Origin of the sequence: Corynebacterium sp. ES2775-CONJ (genome assembly GCF_024814515.1) — a bacterium.
Lineage (GTDB): Bacteria > Actinomycetota > Actinomycetes > Mycobacteriales > Mycobacteriaceae > Corynebacterium.
In genome coordinates this window covers 44741-62261 of the sequence record NZ_JANUXT010000005.1, presented here as the reverse complement: position 1 = coordinate 62261, position 17521 = coordinate 44741, and the positions used below count along the sequence as shown (strand labels likewise).

Here is a 17521-nt window from a genome sequence, read left to right as displayed (position 1 = left end):
TCAAAGGGTAGTTTATGAAAACCTCTACCGGCAGCGCTCCTGCCTCACCAGCGCTTAACCCCAAAGCCGCGGTACCCGTATTGCTCTTCTCCTTCGTTTTCTGCCTGGTGGTCGACAACGGATTCAAAACCATGACCGGCCCAATGGCTGAAGGCTTAGGCATCGCTCCCAATGTTGCCAGCCTACAAGCCTCCCTCGCGGGTGTGATTATTGGTATCGGCGCCGTTGTCTACGCTGCGCTCGCTGATTCTATCTCCATTCGCAAGCTCATGATCGTCGGCGTTATTCTTACTACCGTCGGCTCGCTCATGGCTTTCTTCTTCTCCACTATCTGGCCCATGGTGCTACTCGGCCGCATTGTACAAACCGCTGGTCTCGCCTCCGCAGAGACCTTATACGTGATCTACGTAACCAAGCACTTAGAAGAGAAAGATCAGAAGACCTACCTCGGCTTCTCCACTGCGGCCTTCCAATCAGGCTTACTCATTGGCGCCTTGACCTCAGGCTTCATCTCCACCTATATCTCATGGACCGCGATGTTCTTGGTACCACTGGTACTCATCCTCACCGTTCCCTTCCTGATAAAGAATGTTCCTGAGGAAGTCTCTACAGATGGTTCACTCGATCTCTACGGATTAATCCTCATCGCGGTCTTCGCTGCCTCGTTAACGATGTTCCTCCAAGCCTATAACCCGATCTGGCTTGTTATGGCCATTGCTGGTATTGCGCTTTTCGCCTTCCACGTGGTCAAAGGCAAGGCCCCGCTAGTAACGGTGGAATTTTTCAAAAACCAACGCTACGTCTGGGCAATCGCACTGGTCTTTATTATCTACTCCACCCAATTAGGCTATATCTTCCTCTTGCCCTTCGCCGGCAGTGATCTCTACGGATTAAGCCAGGATAGAAGCGCCATGCTGATGATTCCAGGCTATGTCTGCGCCATTATCGTCGGCGTGTTATCGGGAAAGATCGGACGGGTGCTCAATTCCCGGATCACCATTTTGATTGCGCTCGCCTCAATTATCGCGGCCTTGCTGTTGGGAGTCCTAGCTATTGAGGTCTCTATTTGGGTGATGGTATTCTCCATCGTGCTCTTTGCCTCCGGTTTTGCCCTGCTCTACGCCCCCTTGGTGAAGACCGCCTTGAGCAATATCCCCGCCGCTAAGTCGGGTATTGCGATCGGTTTCTACAACCTCACTATTAATATTGGCATCCCGCTTGGCATCGCCTATACTGCGCGCCTCCAGGCAACGGATCTAAGCTATAACTCGATTCTTTTAGTGCTGGCACTCATTGCCGCCTTCGGCACCGCAATGTATTTTATGGCGGATTATTTCATGAGCGTGAAGGAAAAACGCGCTGCATAGAAAAATTCCCTCTCAATACGAGAGGGAATTTTTTATTCGGTGATCAGCTCGCGCTGCTTGACCAGGGCGATCACTCGATAAGTAACTGGCATAACAAGAATCTCCACTCCGGTTTTCCATAGGAAGCCCACGAGAACATAATTAGCCGTATCCCCCACGGTGCTAATGCCAATAACAGGTGCTGCAATCAAGCAAAAAATTAAAGTATCACCGAATTCTCCCAGGACCGTTGACCCTAATAACCGCTTCCATAGTCCGTGCTCGCCAAGACGATCTTTCATCCAGGTCAACAACCAAGCATTCAATAATTGCCCCACCGCATATCCGGCGAGCGAAGCTACGACGATCTGAGGCACCAATCCTAAGGTAGTAGCGAAGGCCTCCTGGCCAACGTAGAAATCCGCGGCGGGCAATGCAATGGCGATATAAAAACTCACCACCGTCAGTAGCATCGCCGCAAAACCTGTCCAGATCGCTCGTCTCGCCGCTCTAAACCCATAACACTCGCTCAAGACATCGCCGATAATATACGCCGCGGGAAAGAGGAAAAAGGCCCCGTCCGTCACCAGTGGACCCATCATCACGCCTTTGGTCGACGTGATATTCGAAATGATGAAAATAGTGACAAAGAGTGCCAAGAGCACAGGATAAGCACTTGATGGGGTGGAGATATAACGTGACATGGAAAAGATTCTACGATAAGACTATGAGCACCCCCACTTCTGCAGCCGGCCGCTATGCCCCTAGCCCCAGTGGCGACCTCCACTTCGGTAATCTGCGCACTGCCACTCTTGCATGGTTGTTCGCCCGGCAATCGGGGCGGCGGTTTCTGCTTCGTGTTGAAGATATTGATACCCAACGATCATCCATGGATTCAGCTTTGCGCCAGATTGAGGACCTTAGTGCCCTCGGCCTCGATTTCGATGGAAGCGTCCTGTACCAGCACGATCGCTTCTCCGCCTATTCTCAGGCTTTGGAGAAATTGCCCTATTATGAGTGCTATTGTTCGCGCAAGGATATCGCTGAGGCTTCTTCTGCTCCCCACATTATCCCCGGCCACTACCCTGGTACCTGCCGCGATCTTAGCGCCGAGGTGCGTGAAAAGAAGCGGGCCGAATTAGCCACCTCAAATCGCGTTCCCGCACTGCGCCTGCGTGCGCAGGTGAGCCAGTGGGATATAACAGATTACTATGCGGGCACTGTTCGCGGACCGGTGGATGATATGATTCTGCGCCGCGGCGGTCAGAGTCCTGATTGGGCCTATAATTTGGCGGTCGTAGTTGATGATGCCTATCAAGGTGTTGATCAAATTGTGCGCGGCGATGACCTCTTAAGTTCCGCTCCCCGCCAAGCCTATCTCGCGCACCTTTTAGGGTTTGAGGTACCGGAATTCGTCCACGTCCCGCTGGTCCTTAATAGCAAAAGACAGCGTCTTGCAAAGAGAGACGGGGCAGTGACCTTCCGGGAGATGGAGGATGTTTTTCCCCGCATCGCACGTTCGATCGGAGTCGATGCCCGTACCCCTGAGGAATTGCTTAATGCCTTTGATCCTCAGACCTTATCGCGCGAGCCCTATATCTTTTTCGGTTAAGGAATATATGCAGGGTAGCTATGATAACGGTACTTTTCCCTGTTCTTGGCACTGCTTAGATTGTTCCCAGGACGCACCGTGTCACGAATTTTTCTCTCTTATGAAGGAAATCCCTATGGTTGCTATTATCCAGGCCCTTGCCGGCATTATTCTTGCCATAATCATTGGACTTGCCGGTTTCTCCAGCTCAGGTGAGCTAAAAAGTTCGGAGAGATTTACCCCCAACGATGCTGTTGCGCCGAACTGGGAGGTGAATCTTCCTCATACGGCTCACCCAGTGACGCCTGAGCAATTAGATCAGGTGCGCCGCGGCACGTGGTACTTAGATATCACAGGAGATACATCAGAGTATTATTTACAATTCGGCGAATATTTTAAGGATCTTTCAGAGGATGCTAAGCCCTTCCCGACAGCTGATCTGCCAGGGGATACTCAGTTCATAGATTATCCCTACGATTGCAATGCCTCGACCCGCTGGGCTCATTTTCAGGAAGATCGTCTGATTGCCCTAGGGGCTTTTTCTACCCGCGTGGGTTGCCCTGCCTTTACATACGGTCAGCTTATTGCCCGGTATATGGAGCAGGGGCCGCGCGCGTACCTTGATGCGGAGGGGCGGCTGTATCTTGCGGTTGATGGCAAAGCCCTCGCGTATCGACGCTAAACCAGCACAAGGGATTCTCTTCGCTTGCTATGGCTGGGCACTCACAGTAGGTGTATACAACTGGTAGCAGGCGATAGTCACGATGACACCATAAGAGGCACCATTAGAGGCTGAGTGTGGATATGCCCCTAGTTCTTTTTGGCCCCTTGGGCAGCGTACTAGATCATTACGGTTAGAGCGCGAAGCTTCGGGCACGACTCATGCTTCGATGCTTAGTAGTGGTGGATTAACCATGAGGGTAGCGGTCTTTGGCTAAGCGAAAACCCCCTGATATTCCTATCAGGGGGTAATGGCGGAGGATGTGGGATTTGAACCCACGAGGGGCGTTAGCCCCGCACGCGTTCCAGGCGTGTGACATAGGCCGCTAGTCGAATCCTCCAGAACACTGAAAAACGTTGGAAAACGAAAACCAATGTACCGTGCAATACTCTACACAATGCCCAAGCGAGGGAACAAACTCAATGCTAGACGCCGTGATCTCGCCATGCAGTTGGTCAATTGGCAAGGGGTCGGTTAGAGTTAGTTCTAGGACTTCGTATGGCGTTTATCCCATGAACTCCCCCAGGGCAGGAATGCAGCAAGGGTCAGTGGGCTCTGGCGGGTGTACGGAGTCCCCTTTATTTTCCTCTTCAGAGGCATTACTGTTCGTAATTGGAAGTAAATGCCAATCTGTGGAAGGTGCTGCACATGCCCTTGATCAATGACAATGCTGATCGTCTCGTCTCTTCCTTGAAAGAATTCCAAGCGGAGTACGACAAACTCAAAGGGCGTCACCTGGCCCTCGACCTCACCCGCGGAAAACCATCTCAAGAACAATTAGATTTTTCCAACGAGCTGCTTTCACTTCCCGGTGCTAACTACCACGCCAATGATGGCACTGATTGCCGAAATTATGGTGGCTTATATGGCATCGATGATATCCGCGCACTCTGGGCCGAGGTCCTCGGGGTGGATCCACGCAATATTATCGCCGGCGACGCCTCGAGTCTCAATATCGAATTTGACCTCATCTCATGGGCCTATGCCTTCGGTACTCAGGATTCTCCCCGCCCGTGGTGTGAGGAAGATACTATCAAGTGGCTGTGCCCGGTACCTGGCTATGATCGTCACTTCACCATCACGGAGAAATTTGGCTTCGATATGATTCCAGTTCCCATGACGGAGCACGGCCCAGATATGGATATTGTCAAGGAACTCGTCAAAGATCCCGCCGTCAAGGGCATGTGGACAGTTCCGATTTTCGGTAATCCCACCGGCATTAGCTTTAGCAAAGAGGTCTGTGCCGAGTTAGCGGCAATGGATACCGCTGCTAAGGACTTTAGAATCATGTGGGATAACGCTTATGCGGTCCACACTCTCACTGATCAATTCCCAGAGAATCCAGATGTCCTGACCTTGGCAGCGCAGGCAGGAAACCCAAACCGCTTCTGGTATGTAAGCTCAACCTCGAAGATCACCCACGCGGGTTCTGGTGTCTCCTTCTTTGCCTCGTCTGAAGATAATCTGAAATGGTACGGCGAGATCGCCAATGTGCGCGGAATCGGCCCCAATAAAATCAACCAGCTGGCCCATACCTATTTCTTCCACGATGCCCATGGAGTGCGCGAGCATATGCACAAGCATGCAGCATCGCTCAGCCCGAAATTTGAGAAAGTTCTCGAAATTCTCTCCTCGCGTCTGGGTGATTACCACGTGGCTTCCTGGACGACCCCTCAAGGCGGCTACTTTATTTCCCTCGACGTCATTGACGGCACCGCAGCGCGCGTGGTGGAGCTCGCCAAAGAAGCCGGCATAGCGCTCACCGCGGCAGGTTCTTCCTTCCCCCTCAAGCACGACCCGGATGACCGCAATATACGTCTCGCCCCCTCACTGCCACCCGTAGCCGAACTCGAGGTAGCCATGGACGGCGTGGCTACCTGTGTATTGCTCGCCGCCGCGGAAAAGGCTCAAGCAGCGCTCGATCGTGTTTAATCTTGATGAATCGATAGCGTGGATCAGTCAGCTCTTTCCCACTCCGCTCAGTTATGTAACTTCCGATGTTACACACCTGAGTCTCGCGAGTGGATCCATGGGGGAGCAGCATATAGTGAGCACGCTCGACCTCCACGAGCATGATCAGTTTTTGCAGGCTGACGGCCGAGATATCCGCTGCGAGATTTTCAGTATAAGTGTGCATCAGCCCACCGATATGTTGCCTGTGGTCGATGCGGCAGCGAAATTACTTCTTGATTCTCGCGGCGCGATTCCCGCTCACCCAGGTACCATCGTGCCCGGTATTCTCAATCGCCCGGAGTTTAGTGTGCAGCACGGTCTTCTCATCTCCCCCTCGGTATGGGGTGAGAAGGTTCCCATGCTGCACACCGGAGAGGTTACAACCCTGATGCTGCAACTAATCCTGATCAACTCTGCGGAGTTAAAGATAGCCAAAGAAGAGGGTATTGCGGCCTTGCAGCAGCGCATGCTTCATGCTGGGGTGAATCTTCTTAGCTGGTCGAGGTAGTGCGGTAGGCTTAAAGCTGTGGCTTTATATCGTAAATACCGTCCGGGTTCTTTCGGTGAATTACTGGGCCAGGATCAAGTAACCATCCCGTTATCACGGGCGCTTGATAATGGTCGCATTAACCACGCCTATCTCTTCTCGGGGCCAAGGGGCTGCGGTAAGACGTCCTCGGCGCGCATTATGGCGCGCAGTCTTAACTGTGTAAAGGGTCCAACGTCTCATCCCTGCGGAGTATGCCCCTCATGTGTAGCACTGGCCCCCAATGGGTCCGGGACTCTCGATGTGACCGAGCTGGATGCCGCTAGTAATAACAGCGTCGACGATATGCGTGAGCTCAGAGATCGCGCCATGTATGCTCCTGCGGAGTCACGGTACCGTATTTTTATTATCGACGAAGCGCATATGGTTACCAGGCAGGGATCGAATGCCCTGCTTAAGATCGTGGAGGAACCACCCGAGCACCTCATTTTTATCTTCGCCACCACCGAACCGGAGAAGGTCATTTCCACAATCCGTTCGCGTACCCACCACTATCCATTCCGCCTCTTAAGCCCCCAGGCGATGCGCACTCTCTTAGAGCGCACCGTAGCGGCCGAGGGGATGACGGTGGAAGACTCCGTCTACCCGTTGGTGATACGACAGGGTGGCGGTTCGCCGCGCGATACTCTTTCGGTTCTCGATCAACTTTTCGCAGGCGCCGGCCCCGAGGGGCTGACCTATGAACAGGCACGCTTGGTGCTCGGCGCTACCGATGAAGCCTTAATCGATAGCTCCATCGAAGCCTTAGCCAATCATGATAGTGCCCAACTATTTCGCACCGTCGATACCATCATCGAAGCTGGTCTCTCACCGCGCCGCTTTGCCGAAGACTTACTTGATCGCCTGCGAGATCTGATCGTTATCCAGGCTGTGCCTCAAGCCGTGGAATCAGGGCTGGTCGATGCCCCTACCGATCGCGGTCAGACCCTTCTTGATCAAGCTGAAGCCTTTGATAAGCGCATACTGCCGCAGATAGCGGGTATCTTCAACGACGGTCTGAGTTCCATCAAAGGTGCCACCAGTCCGCGATTATTGCTGGAAATCCTGTGCGCCAAGATGTTAGTCAATATGCAGCCACCTGCGGAGATTAACGATGATATCCCGCGGTATCGACGCCGTGCTGGTGCTCCAGCAGCGCCCGTTGCGAAAAAAGATCCGGCCCCTATAGCGGCCAAGAATCCGGCGCTAAAACCAGAAGACTCTACGCCAGCGGCGACCCGCGAGGGCGCACATACTCCGCACGAATCCGCCCCAGCCGCACCGCCAGAAGTCATACCCGAACCCGCACAGCCAGCGCCATCGCCCGATTATGAGGCGCAGTATGAAAAAATCTCTGCGCAGTGGCAGACAATTCGCTCCCTCGCCGCAGCAGATAGCCAGGTGCTCGGAATCTTGCTCACGGAGGCCTATCCTATGGGGGTCCGAGATGGTCAGCTCATCCTCGGACACACCACCGGAGCATTAGCTAATCGCCTCAATGCTGGTGTTCACGCCACTGCTCTCAAGCAGGCTGTCAAAAAACAGACTGGACTGGAGCTCACAATCAAGTGCGAGGTGGCGATTGACCCAAAAGAACTAGGGTTTAGCCACCCAACTCGCAAGGCTGCGCCGGTGTGGACACCTACAGAAGAGTCCGCTGAAGAGGTTAAACCACCGGCTAAAGACACTCCGCTGCCGAACGAGGACACTCAACCACCAGCAAAAGATACCCGTCCATCGAGTGAGGATATCCACCCACCAGCGGAGGATGATATCCCCCTTCCCCCGGAACCAGAAGAAGATCCGTGGGGGGAACCAGCCGCACTCGGTGGCGAACCGGAGGACTATCTGGGTGAGAATGTAGATCCACTACAGCCTGAGAGCGTATCCCCAGACTCGCACACTCACGCGCACGCGGACACAGACACAAACACAGATACAGACACGGGCACGGACGTGCTCGCAGACGCTCCCGAGGACATCGATGCCGAATCCGGTGACGAGGAATCGGCACTTATGGATGAAGCGGCGAGTGAACCAGGTAGCCATGACCATCGCAGCGCTTTAGCGTATGCCATGGATCTTCTCGCCCAGGAACTCGGCGCTAAACCGGTATAACGGGTAGGATAAAATTTCTATAAGAGAACGTACGAAAGGTTAGTTATCATGGGTCAACCCGATATGTCACAACTGCTCGCCCACGCTCAGGCTATGCAATCCAAATTGCAGGCTGCGCAGGAGGAAATCCTCGCCTCGGTCGTTGAGGGTGATGCTGGCAATGGCCTGGTTAAGGCCACCATCGACGGCACCGGCAAGCTCAAGGCTTTGGAGATCAATCCCGAGGTCGTCGATGCCGACGATATTGATACACTGCAAGATCTGATCATCGGTGCTTTTAATAACGCGCATACCAAGCTCGCCACCATTGCTGAGGAGAAGATGGGCCCACTTAACCAGGGCCTTGATGGCATGGGTGGCCTCTTCTAAGACACCAGATCAACGCACCCGTTCCTTGCTCAAGGGGCGGGTGCGTTAGACTGACGTAGTTATGTTTGAAGGACCGGTTCAAGACCTCATCGACGAGCTCTCGCGGCTGCCTGGTATTGGCCCGAAGAGTGCCCAACGGATTGCCTTTTATCTTCTCCACGTCGAACCCGCTGATATCACGAGGCTCCAAAATGCCCTTGGTGCGGTACGCGACGGGGTGAGTTTTTGTCGTATTTGCTGCAATATCTCCGCTGATGAAGTCTGTCGAATCTGCGCAAGTGAGCGCCGCGACACCGGTCTGATTTGTGTGGTTGAGGAACCAAAAGATATTCAGGTGCTCGAGCGCACCGGTGAATTCAATGGCCGCTACCATGTCCTAGGGGGCTCGCTGGATCCCATCAATAGTATTGGGCCTAAGGACCTGACCGTCACCGAGCTCCTACAGCGCATCGGTGGGGTTTTGCCCGACAAAGATGAATCAGCGCAACCCCCAACAATTCACGAAGTTATCCTAGCCACCGACCCCAATACTGAAGGGGAAGCAACCGCAGCGTATCTGCTCAGACTGCTGAAGGATTTTCCCGATCTTATTATCTCCCGACTGGCCTCAGGTATGCCGCTGGGGGGAGATCTTGAATTTGTTGACGAGCTCACCCTCTCGAGGGCACTGACGGGCCGACTACGGTTGGGCTAGAGCTTAAACGCTGAGTCGTTCTTTACGGAGACGCTCAACCACAGGAATATCTAAAGGCTCGAGGTCAAATCCCACAGCTTTGCTCAGTAAGAGATCCGCGAGGCGTGGGTTTCGAGCGAGCACAGGTCCGTGCATATAGGTAGCGATCACAGAGCCTTGGATAGCTCCCTCAACCGTGCCATCATTTCCTACACCGCGCTTTATAGTAGCGAGCGGGCGGGCGTCGGGGCCGAGGACAGTCTTACCCATATGGTTTTCGAATCCAGTCAGTGGCTCATCAACGCCAGGAATAGTGGCCGTGGAGCGTATCTCGCCGATGGCGCGCTGGGGCAAGGCGGTGGTGCTGGCGTCGATTAGCGCAGCTCCGATTATTTCTTTATCGGCGGCTCGAAATTTTTCACCTAAAACTTGGAAGCCGGCACACACGGCGAGTACCTGGGCGCCAGAATCCACTGCGCGGTGGAGGCCGCGATCGTTATTGATATGCTCGGCGGCAAGAATCTGGGCGGTGTCTTCACCTCCTCCGAGGCAGTAAATATCGAGGCTTTCGGGGATTTTCTCCCCCAAGTGAATGCTGACGATTTCGGCGTCGATCCCGCGCATCCGGGCGCGTTGTTGCACAATCAGGGCATTACCGTTATCGCCGTAGGTGCCCAGGACGTCAGGCAAAATGAGACCGATGCTGAGTTTAGACATGGAGTAACGCTTTCTTCAGATCGCGGAAGGCAGTGTAATTAGCTAGGACCTCAACCCGGCCTGGGGGACATGATTGCACAGCGTGCAGCATATCGTGGATGAGCTCGTGATCAATCTCGGCATAGGTTAGCCGGACCGCGAGATCGGTGCCACGTTCACCAGAGGCCTTCACAACCACGTCTCCAAAGTCCTCGAAGCGCACATCCCAGAGCCAGGAAAGATCTTCTCCATCGGCGACCTGACCATTGACCGCTATCACCAACCCAGCGGCGCTGCGATCAACCATATTCATCGCCTCCTGCCATCCAGCAGGATTCTTAGCGAGAAGAAGATGGACTTTGTGGCTTCCAATATCAATGGTGGAGTAGCGCCCAGCAACATCGTCGACTGTCTCCACCGCAGCGATGGCCTCGTTGAGGGGTATATCAAAAATAGTGGTAGCGGCGGCGATGGCCTGGGCTGCATTTCCGCGGTTAGCCATGCCAGGCAGGCTGAGGTGCAAAGATTTATGGCCATCGGGGCAGATGAGTGCGTGCGGGTCTACCGACCACTCCGGTTCGTGGCGGCTAAAAGTGGAGCCGTCAGGAAGGGGTTTGGCAGCGTGCCAGTGTGTACCTTCGTGGACGATATGACCACCAGTGCGGGGGCAGGAGAGAGAATCGCCCTGCCAGCTACTACCCGCCGACACCCACACCACGCGCTGGGCTGCTAGGCCGATCGAAGAAACCAGAACATCATCGCAATTGGCTATCACCGTCATCTCAGGGTGGGCTGCCACGCTTTCGCGTAAGGCTCGCTCGACCTTATTGATCTCACCAACACGGTCAAGCTGATCTCGCGATAAATTAAGCACGATCAAACATTCGGGCTGGAGCCTGTCAACAACTTTTGGCACATGGAGTTCATCCACCTCGAGGACTATATGGCTCGCAGCTGTGCCGGCGAGCAGCGCTGAGATAATACCAGCGTCCATATTATCGCCACCGTCATTAGTTGCCACCTGGTACCGGGTGCGCAAGGCGGTAGCCAACATCCTCGTGGTGGTGGATTTGCCGTTGGTGCCGGTGATAATAGCCACAGGTCGCTCGCCGGAGAGGTGGCGCATAATATCTGGGTCGATTTTCTCTGCAACAAGGCCACCAATCATGCCCCCGGAGCCGCGCCCTGTGGCCCGCGATAAATAGGTAGCCAGTCCTGCTATTTTCGTAGCCACCAGAGTCTGCGCCTGCACACACGCTTGAGGTAGTTTCATGGTGCTTTATCCTAGTCTCCGTTTTGCGCTCGGTGCACGTCGTGCGCCAGGTGCATAAATTCTTCATCACCAAGGAGCGGGATAGCTTTGCGGGTGGCGTGCATCGATTTTCCATTGAAGCCTTCACGAAGATTACACACGAGGAACGAGGCGGTGCGGGTAATCTTCTCGGAATATTTCATGCCTAGACCCAAACCAGTCTCGATAATGAGATCGGGATCGATCGTGGTCTCTGGGGCAACAGAGAACTCCATTCCAGCTTGGAGCCCACGATGGGGGGTATAAACACCCGGGTTCTCTATCTCAGCTGGTTGCTCAGCGGCGTCTACGCGAATGGTGGAGCGCTGCAATCCAAATTCGTCCGCACACAAGTGGGCAGGGTCGCGGAGAATAAAATAGCCGGCGTGGTAAAGCTTGACGACTAAGTGCGTTAATTCACGGCTCGTGGTCATCTCATTGAGATGGGCGCGTTCGGTGCTAGCAGCTGCGGGTGAACTCGCGATACCTGCAATATGAGCTACTGCGCGGAGCCGCGGATCAGGAATAACGAGTGCTTTCCGACGTGCCCCAGCAAGGGTATCGGCGATAGCGATGGGGCGGGGGATATGTCCCACGCGCTGCCGGCGCTTCCCGCGCTTCGATGTGCGGCTACGGTTGCGCCGAGCGGCATGAGCCATAGCGCGCCGAGCCTCTTCGTAGAGGAACCCCCAGACATAGGGAGCATTGTGCACAATTAAGGTGCGGCCATCGATGAGCTTATCGAGTGTCTTCAGAACCCCGGAAAAGGGCCTATTCCCTGCAATATCCGCTGCGGTTAGACCATGTAAATGGCGAGGACCTGGATCGCCACCGGGATTGACTACTGCATGGAATTCTTCGGCTATATGGCCAGAGGAATCTAGAACTAAGGCATCGATAGAGACGATATGAGCTGTTTTAGGGTGTATCCCTGTTGTCTGAATGCTCACCGCTATATAGGGTGTGCGAGCTATGAGTTCATTGCGCTCGCGTTCACGCTCTGCTTTTTTGCGCTCGCGTTCTGCTAACTCGGCCTCAGTGGGCTGCGGACGCGGCTGGGATTTCTTCTGAGAATACTGACGATGACGTCGCCTTTTCGGGCGCTCCACCTCGACGATCACCTCAGATTTATTCACAACTGCTCATTCTAGCGGCTACCGCTTGACCACCGCTATACCAGCACGTCATTTCTTCCAGTGGTGGCCACATCAACCACAGACTATGTGGCCACGGTAGTGGCGGTGCCATGGTGGAGGAATCGGACGGCAGTCATTGGGCAACCATGAGGGGGCTGAGGGTAATTCTCAGCTTGGTTAGTGAGATGGTTGAGGTCAGGCGCAACCGATGGCGTGGTGATATCAGATGGATAGGCTACAGTTCTTTACTGATGAGCCTTCCGAGCCTCTCGCTTATAGCCCGACCCCAAGGAAAGAATATGGTGCGCATCCCACCGCGGATAAAAACTTTGTGGCTTCCCGCCACTGTCCTGAGTGCGATGGCACTTGTCATACATCTCAGTAGCATGTGGATCTTTTCGTGGGCTCACAGCCTCAAACAGGGGTACTCGGCACTTTTCGCATTCCTGAAAGCCTTCGACTCCACTGCGATGCATCGCATTGATTGGGATGCTCGGCACTATATGGATATCGCTCGGTATGGCTATTTCGCCGCCACTCACATGGGGGAGGCTGACCCTCAGATCTATGAGACTCGTCTTGCTTTCTTCCCCGGCCTGCCCTTATTGATGCGCTGGGGAAGCGAGATAACGGGATTAGGCGTAGTGACCATTGGGTTGAGTATTACATTTATTGCCACCGTGATTCTCAGCGCTGGGCTCATCACACTTGCCACGGCTATGGGAGCAACATCGCGCAGCGCCAGGTGGGTGGCCATTTTCTTTCTTGGTGCCCCCATGTCCGTGACTTTCCATATGGTTTATACCGAAGCTCCTTTTCTCGCGGCGATTATCTGGGCCCTCATTTTTCTCAACCGCAGAGATTATCTTGCAGGTGGGCTTCTTATTGCCGTTGCGGGCTGCTTTAGGCTCACGAGCATTGATGCTGTGGCCGCTTTGATCATCGTAGTGCTTATCCAGGCTCGTAGCTCTGTGCGTGCCTGGATAGCGGTAGGTATATCGGCGCTGCCATTGGTGGGGTATATCAGCTGGGCCTCGTCGTATACCCACGATATAGGTGGCTATTTCGGCTTGCAGAAGAAGGGGTGGAATTCAGCCTTCGACTTCGGCCACGCCACGCTTACATGGGTAGGGAAGGTGATCATCAGTGACCATAATTTAGGCTATATTCTGTCCGTCATCAGTATTGTCGGTGCCCTGATTGCGGTGATCTATGGGTTCAGACGAGCCCCGTGGCCGGTGTGGCTTTTCTCCACCGCGTTGGTCTTTAATGTGGTTCTCTCAGATGGCATCATGCATTCTCGTCCCCGTTTGCTCCTACCCGCGCTGCTGCTTTTTATTCCGCTAGTTATTCGTGCAGAGCAGAAGCTTTCACCAGCGGTATCGCTCAGTCTACTGAGCCTATGGGTCCTCGCGGGTGTAGCTTTTTCTAGTTATATGCTGGAGGTTTTCCCCTGGGCCATTTGATGCAAGCCATGCGTATCTAAGCCGTGTAGGTCTGGGCTGTGTGAGGGGTATTTAGGTATTGCCCCGCGCCGAGAGTGCGAAGGTGGAGGTGACCATCGCGATGAGGGCGAGCGCCATGATAATCCAATTGAATCCGTGGACGTGGAACTGCTCCCCCAGAATGACATAGCTTAAGATAAAGGCGATGATTGGTTCCACTGTGGTCATGGCGGGGAGCGAGAGTTTCAAAGCACCGGTATTGAAGGCATATTGCTGGACTATTGTGCCAATAATGCTGCCGAGAATTAAGAACCAGAAAACCCAGTGGGTTAGCAGTCCGCTCGATCCCTCGTGCTGGTAGACATCGACAGTAGCTTTGGAGAGAACGGCAATAAATCCGTAGATAATGCCTACAATCACTCCCAGAAAGAGCCCGCGAATATTGCGGGGGGCGTACCGCGTGGCGCGGTCAATGGTGAGGGAAACAATGATGCCGAGGCTGAGCGCTAGCGCCCACACCCACGCTACGGGTCTGGGATCACCTGGTTCGGGGTTGCCCAAAATGACGAGTACAGCTACCGCAATAGTAAGGACAGCTGCCCATCCAATTTCGTCGGCGTATAAGGGGCGTTTGTGATAGTAGGCAGTCATGGGCATGGTGAACATGAGTGAGAGTGCCAGGATGGGTTGGACGATGAGCAAGGAGCCGTAACTGAGTGCGACAACTTGGAAGGAATATCCTGCGAAAGCGGTGCCACAGGCGAACCACCAGAGGGGGCGTTTAATAGCAGTTATCACCGGCGAGCCTTGCAGGGTACCGTCGGCCGGGGCGCGCTCGGCGATATTGTGCCGAACCACGGTGCCCCACGCAATGATGAGGGCTGCGAGTGCCGCGAAGAAGACCGCGAGGATATTATTATTCATCACCATTTAGATTAGCGCTGCGTTAAAAGAAAATAGCTATCGCAACGGCGGACACGCTAGTATGCTTAGAAACCGATAATCCGAAAGAAATGAGTCGAGGAAGCCCGCGAATTTTCTCTTCTTGGATATGATGACACCATCTCTCTTGAGAGGTTGTGGTAGTGGGAGACCCTCACGGCGCAGCTGACAAAGGAGATATCTACAAGAGGAGAGTATCTCTTCCACGGGCTTCAGGAAGGGCTTCAGCCCGTGGCGTTAATCGTACAAAAATATGGGGGATCGTCGCTGGAAACGGCGGAGCGGATCCGGCGAGTGGCCGAAAGGATCGTGGCCACGAAGAAACAGGGTCACGATGTGGTTGTTGTTTGCTCAGCGATGGGCGATACCACCGATGAATTACTCGATCTAGCCGCTCAAATTAACCCTGTCCCGCCGGCTCGCGAAATGGATATGTTACTCACGGCCGGGGAACGTATTTCCAATTCCCTTGTGGCTATGGCTATCGCTTCCTTTGGGGCCCAGGCACAATCTTTTACTGGCTCTCAAGCGGGAGTATTAACCACCGAACGCCACGGCAATGCCCGCATTGTTGACGTCACTCCAGGCCGAGTGCGCGATGCTTTGGATGCGGGACAGATCTGCCTCGTGGCGGGCTTCCAGGGGGTTAACCGCGAGACGCGCGATGTGACCACGCTTGGTCGCGGCGGTTCGGATACCACAGCGGTTGCGCTCGCGGCGGCGCTCAATGCTGATGTCTGCGAAATTTACTCCGATGTTGATGGGGTATATACCGCAGACCCCCGTATTGTTCCCGATGCGCAGAAGTTGGAAACTTTAAGTTTCGAAGAAATGCTGGAGCTGGCCGCCTCTGGTTCGAAGATCTTGGTCTTGCGTAGCGTGGAGTATGCGCGCGCTTTTAATGTTCCGATTCGTGTTCGTTCGTCGTATAGCAATGATCCTGGCACTTTAGTGACGGGCTCTATGGAGGATATTCCTGTGGAAGAAGCAGTGCTGGTGGGCGTTGCCACCGATAGTTCCGAAGCCAAGATCTCAGTTCTCGGCATCCCCGATAACCCTGGTGAGGCTGCCAAGATCTTCCGCGTGCTTGCCGACGCTGAAATTAATATCGATATGGTGATTCAGAATATCTCCTCCCTCGAGGATAATCGCACCGATATCACCTTCACCTGCCCGCGTGCCGATGGGCCTCGAGCCATGGAATTACTCTTTAAACTCCAAGGCAGTGGAACCTGCCAAAATGTGCTCTACGATGACCAAATTGGCAAAGTATCCCTGGTGGGTGCGGGAATGAAGTCCCACCCTGGGGTTACGGCCACATATTGCGAGGCGCTGCGCGATGCGGGCATTAACATCGAGCTGATCTCTACCTCCGAAATTCGTATTTCGGTATTGTTGCGTGAGCAGGATGTGCCTGCTGCAGTAAAGGCACTGCACGCAGCCTTCGAATTGGGCGGTGGAGAAGTTGCCACCGTTTATGCTGGTACCGGCCGTTAACCCCCACGACCAAACCGACCATGTCGAATACGATAATCCTCGTGAATAGACCACAAGCTGCAACGCTCAGGTAGATCGAGGGAGGAGAAAGATAATGATGACCACCATTGCAGTAGTTGGAGCGACCGGCCAAGTTGGGCGCGTTATGCGCGCTCTCTTAGAAGAGCGGAATTTCCCCGCCGAGAAGGTGCGGTTCTTCGCTTCAGAGCGATCCGCGGGAACGACCTTAAAATTTCGCGGAGAGGATATTGTGGTGGAGAACCTCGCTGAGGTCACTCCCGAGAAATTGAGCGATATCGATATCGCCCTCTTCTCGGCTGGTGGATCGACGTCGCTGAAATTTGCCCCTATGTTCGCCTCTGCAGGCGTCAAGGTAGTAGATAACTCCTCAGCATGGCGCAAAGATCCTGAGGTTCCCCTTATTGTGAGCGAGGCCAACCCGCAGGAAACGCAGAATCTGCCCAAGGGAATTATCGCCAATCCCAATTGCACCACTATGGCGATCATTCCCGTGCTCAAGGCACTCAGCGATGCTGCTCAGTTGCAGAAAATGCACGTTTCTTCCTATCAAGCGGTCTCTGGCTCTGGTCTGGCCGGGGTGGAAACTCTAGTACAGCAGGTGGAAAAAGTGGGGGAAAAGGCCCGCGATTTGGTTCATGATGGATCCGCCACCGATCTCGAGGAACTGGGCCCTTATATGGCCCCGATTGCTTATAATGTGGTTCCCCTTGCTGGCAATCTTGTCGACGATGGCTCTTTCGAAACTGATGAGGAACAGAAATTACGCAATGAGTCGCGCAAGATCTTAGGACTACCCGATCTCTTGGTGTCTGGTACCTGCGTGCGGGTTCCGGTATTCACCGGTCACACCATGACCGTTCATGCGGAATTTGAAAAGCCCATCACCCCGGGCGAGGCTAAGGCTCTCCTGGAGGACGCCCCTGGCGTGGCTGTGGTGGATGTGCCGACTCCTCTGGCGGCTGCTGGAAAGGATGCTTCCTTAGTAGGCCGCATCCGCCAAGATCAGACGGTAGCGGATAATAGGGGTCTGATCTTTGTGGTCTCTGGTGATAATTTGCGTAAGGGTGCGGCTCTGAACACCGTCCAAATTGCAGAGCTGCTGGTTGGTTAGGATCCGCTAGAAACTGCCGAATAAGCCCCATTTCCTCGATGGAGGGAGTGGGGTTTTCGCTATTCTGGGCGTGAAGAAAGCCTAA

General features: G+C 54.2%; 16 protein-coding genes, 1 tRNA gene and 1 other RNA gene. 12 read left to right on the top strand and 6 right to left on the bottom strand.

Translation table 11 applies throughout. The annotated features are described in order from the left end of the window. The first annotated feature begins 14 nt into the window (after positions 1 to 14). Positions 15 to 1367: an MFS transporter gene (locus NXT01_RS07115; RefSeq protein ID WP_259079135.1), complete on the top strand. Its 1353-nt coding sequence runs from the start codon at positions 15 to 17 to the stop codon at positions 1365 to 1367. A gap of 32 nt (positions 1368 to 1399) precedes the next feature. Here the strand turns inward: NXT01_RS07115 and NXT01_RS07110 are convergent, their stop codons facing one another. Beyond that, positions 1400 to 2050: a queuosine precursor transporter gene (locus NXT01_RS07110; RefSeq protein ID WP_259079133.1), complete on the bottom strand. Its 651-nt coding sequence runs from the start codon at positions 2048 to 2050 to the stop codon at positions 1400 to 1402. A gap of 23 nt (positions 2051 to 2073) precedes the next feature. Between NXT01_RS07110 and gluQRS the strand changes: the two genes are divergently transcribed. Continuing rightward, positions 2074 to 2958: a tRNA glutamyl-Q(34) synthetase GluQRS gene (gene gluQRS, locus NXT01_RS07105; RefSeq protein WP_259079127.1), complete on the top strand. Its 885-nt coding sequence runs from the start codon at positions 2074 to 2076 to the stop codon at positions 2956 to 2958. Between the two features lie 115 nt (positions 2959 to 3073). Then, positions 3074 to 3619, top strand: a complete 546-nt coding sequence (locus NXT01_RS07100) for a hypothetical protein (protein WP_259079118.1) — start codon at positions 3074 to 3076, stop codon at positions 3617 to 3619. Between the two features lie 290 nt (positions 3620 to 3909). Here NXT01_RS07100 and NXT01_RS07095 read toward each other — a convergent pair. Then, positions 3910 to 3998: transfer RNA gene (locus NXT01_RS07095), tRNA-Ser, on the bottom strand. 145 nt (positions 3999 to 4143) lie between these two features. On the opposite strand from NXT01_RS07095, the gene ffs reads away from it, so the two are divergent. The 6 genes from ffs (at position 4144) to recR (ending at position 9318) form a co-directional block, all read left to right on the top strand. After that, an RNA gene (ffs, locus tag NXT01_RS07090) (signal recognition particle sRNA small type) lies at positions 4144 to 4240 on the top strand. Between the two features lie 66 nt (positions 4241 to 4306). Further along, on the top strand, positions 4307 to 5590 hold the full coding sequence (locus NXT01_RS07085) for an aminotransferase (RefSeq protein ID WP_259079116.1): 1284 nt from the start codon (positions 4307 to 4309) through the stop codon (positions 5588 to 5590). Beyond that, a complete protein-coding gene (locus NXT01_RS07080; protein WP_259079114.1) occupies positions 5583 to 6119 on the top strand; it encodes a suppressor of fused domain protein in 537 nt (178 codons plus the stop codon). The genes NXT01_RS07085 and NXT01_RS07080 overlap by 8 nt, the downstream gene beginning before the upstream one ends. Positions 6120 to 6137: 18 nt before the next feature. Next, complete coding sequence (locus NXT01_RS07075) at positions 6138 to 8255, top strand: DNA polymerase III subunit gamma and tau (RefSeq protein WP_259079112.1); 2118 nt, start codon at positions 6138 to 6140, stop codon at positions 8253 to 8255. A 48-nt stretch (positions 8256 to 8303) separates the two neighbouring features. Beyond that, the gene (locus NXT01_RS07070) at positions 8304 to 8624 is read left to right on the top strand and encodes a YbaB/EbfC family nucleoid-associated protein (RefSeq protein WP_259079102.1); all 321 of its coding nucleotides are present in this window, start codon (positions 8304 to 8306) and stop codon (positions 8622 to 8624) included. Positions 8625 to 8685: 61 nt separating this feature from the next. Beyond that, the gene (recR, locus tag NXT01_RS07065) at positions 8686 to 9318 is read left to right on the top strand and encodes a recombination mediator RecR (RefSeq protein WP_259079095.1); all 633 of its coding nucleotides are present in this window, start codon (positions 8686 to 8688) and stop codon (positions 9316 to 9318) included. 3 nt (positions 9319 to 9321) lie between these two features. On the opposite strand, the gene NXT01_RS07060 is transcribed toward recR, so the two are convergent. From NXT01_RS07060 to NXT01_RS07050, 3 genes are read right to left on the bottom strand one after another with little or no spacing between them, the layout of a single operon-like run. Then, the gene (locus NXT01_RS07060; RefSeq protein WP_259079087.1) at positions 9322 to 10014 is read right to left on the bottom strand and encodes a type 1 glutamine amidotransferase; all 693 of its coding nucleotides are present in this window, start codon (positions 10012 to 10014) and stop codon (positions 9322 to 9324) included. After that, a complete protein-coding gene (locus NXT01_RS07055; protein ID WP_259079085.1) occupies positions 10007 to 11266 on the bottom strand; it encodes a MurT ligase domain-containing protein in 1260 nt (419 codons plus the stop codon). The genes NXT01_RS07060 and NXT01_RS07055 overlap by 8 nt, the downstream gene beginning before the upstream one ends. A gap of 11 nt (positions 11267 to 11277) precedes the next feature. Next, positions 11278 to 12258 (bottom strand): exonuclease domain-containing protein, encoded by a 981-nt coding sequence (locus NXT01_RS07050; protein ID WP_396124766.1) that lies wholly within the window; start codon positions 12256 to 12258, stop codon positions 11278 to 11280. A 413-nt stretch (positions 12259 to 12671) separates the two neighbouring features. On the opposite strand from NXT01_RS07050, the gene NXT01_RS07045 reads away from it, so the two are divergent. Continuing rightward, entirely contained in the window at positions 12672 to 13886 is a 1215-nt protein-coding gene (locus NXT01_RS07045) for a hypothetical protein (RefSeq protein ID WP_259079075.1), read from the top strand. Between the two features lie 51 nt (positions 13887 to 13937). On the opposite strand, the gene NXT01_RS07040 is transcribed toward NXT01_RS07045, so the two are convergent. Then, entirely contained in the window at positions 13938 to 14789 is an 852-nt protein-coding gene (locus NXT01_RS07040) for a DMT family transporter (protein WP_259079074.1), read from the bottom strand. A gap of 249 nt (positions 14790 to 15038) precedes the next feature. Here NXT01_RS07040 and NXT01_RS07035 point away from each other — a divergent pair, with 249 nt between their 5' ends. Then, entirely contained in the window at positions 15039 to 16304 is a 1266-nt protein-coding gene (locus NXT01_RS07035; protein ID WP_259079072.1) for an aspartate kinase, read from the top strand. Between the two features lie 97 nt (positions 16305 to 16401). Continuing rightward, the gene (locus NXT01_RS07030; protein ID WP_259079636.1) at positions 16402 to 17436 is read left to right on the top strand and encodes an aspartate-semialdehyde dehydrogenase; all 1035 of its coding nucleotides are present in this window, start codon (positions 16402 to 16404) and stop codon (positions 17434 to 17436) included. Positions 17437 to 17521: the final 85 nt, after the last annotated feature.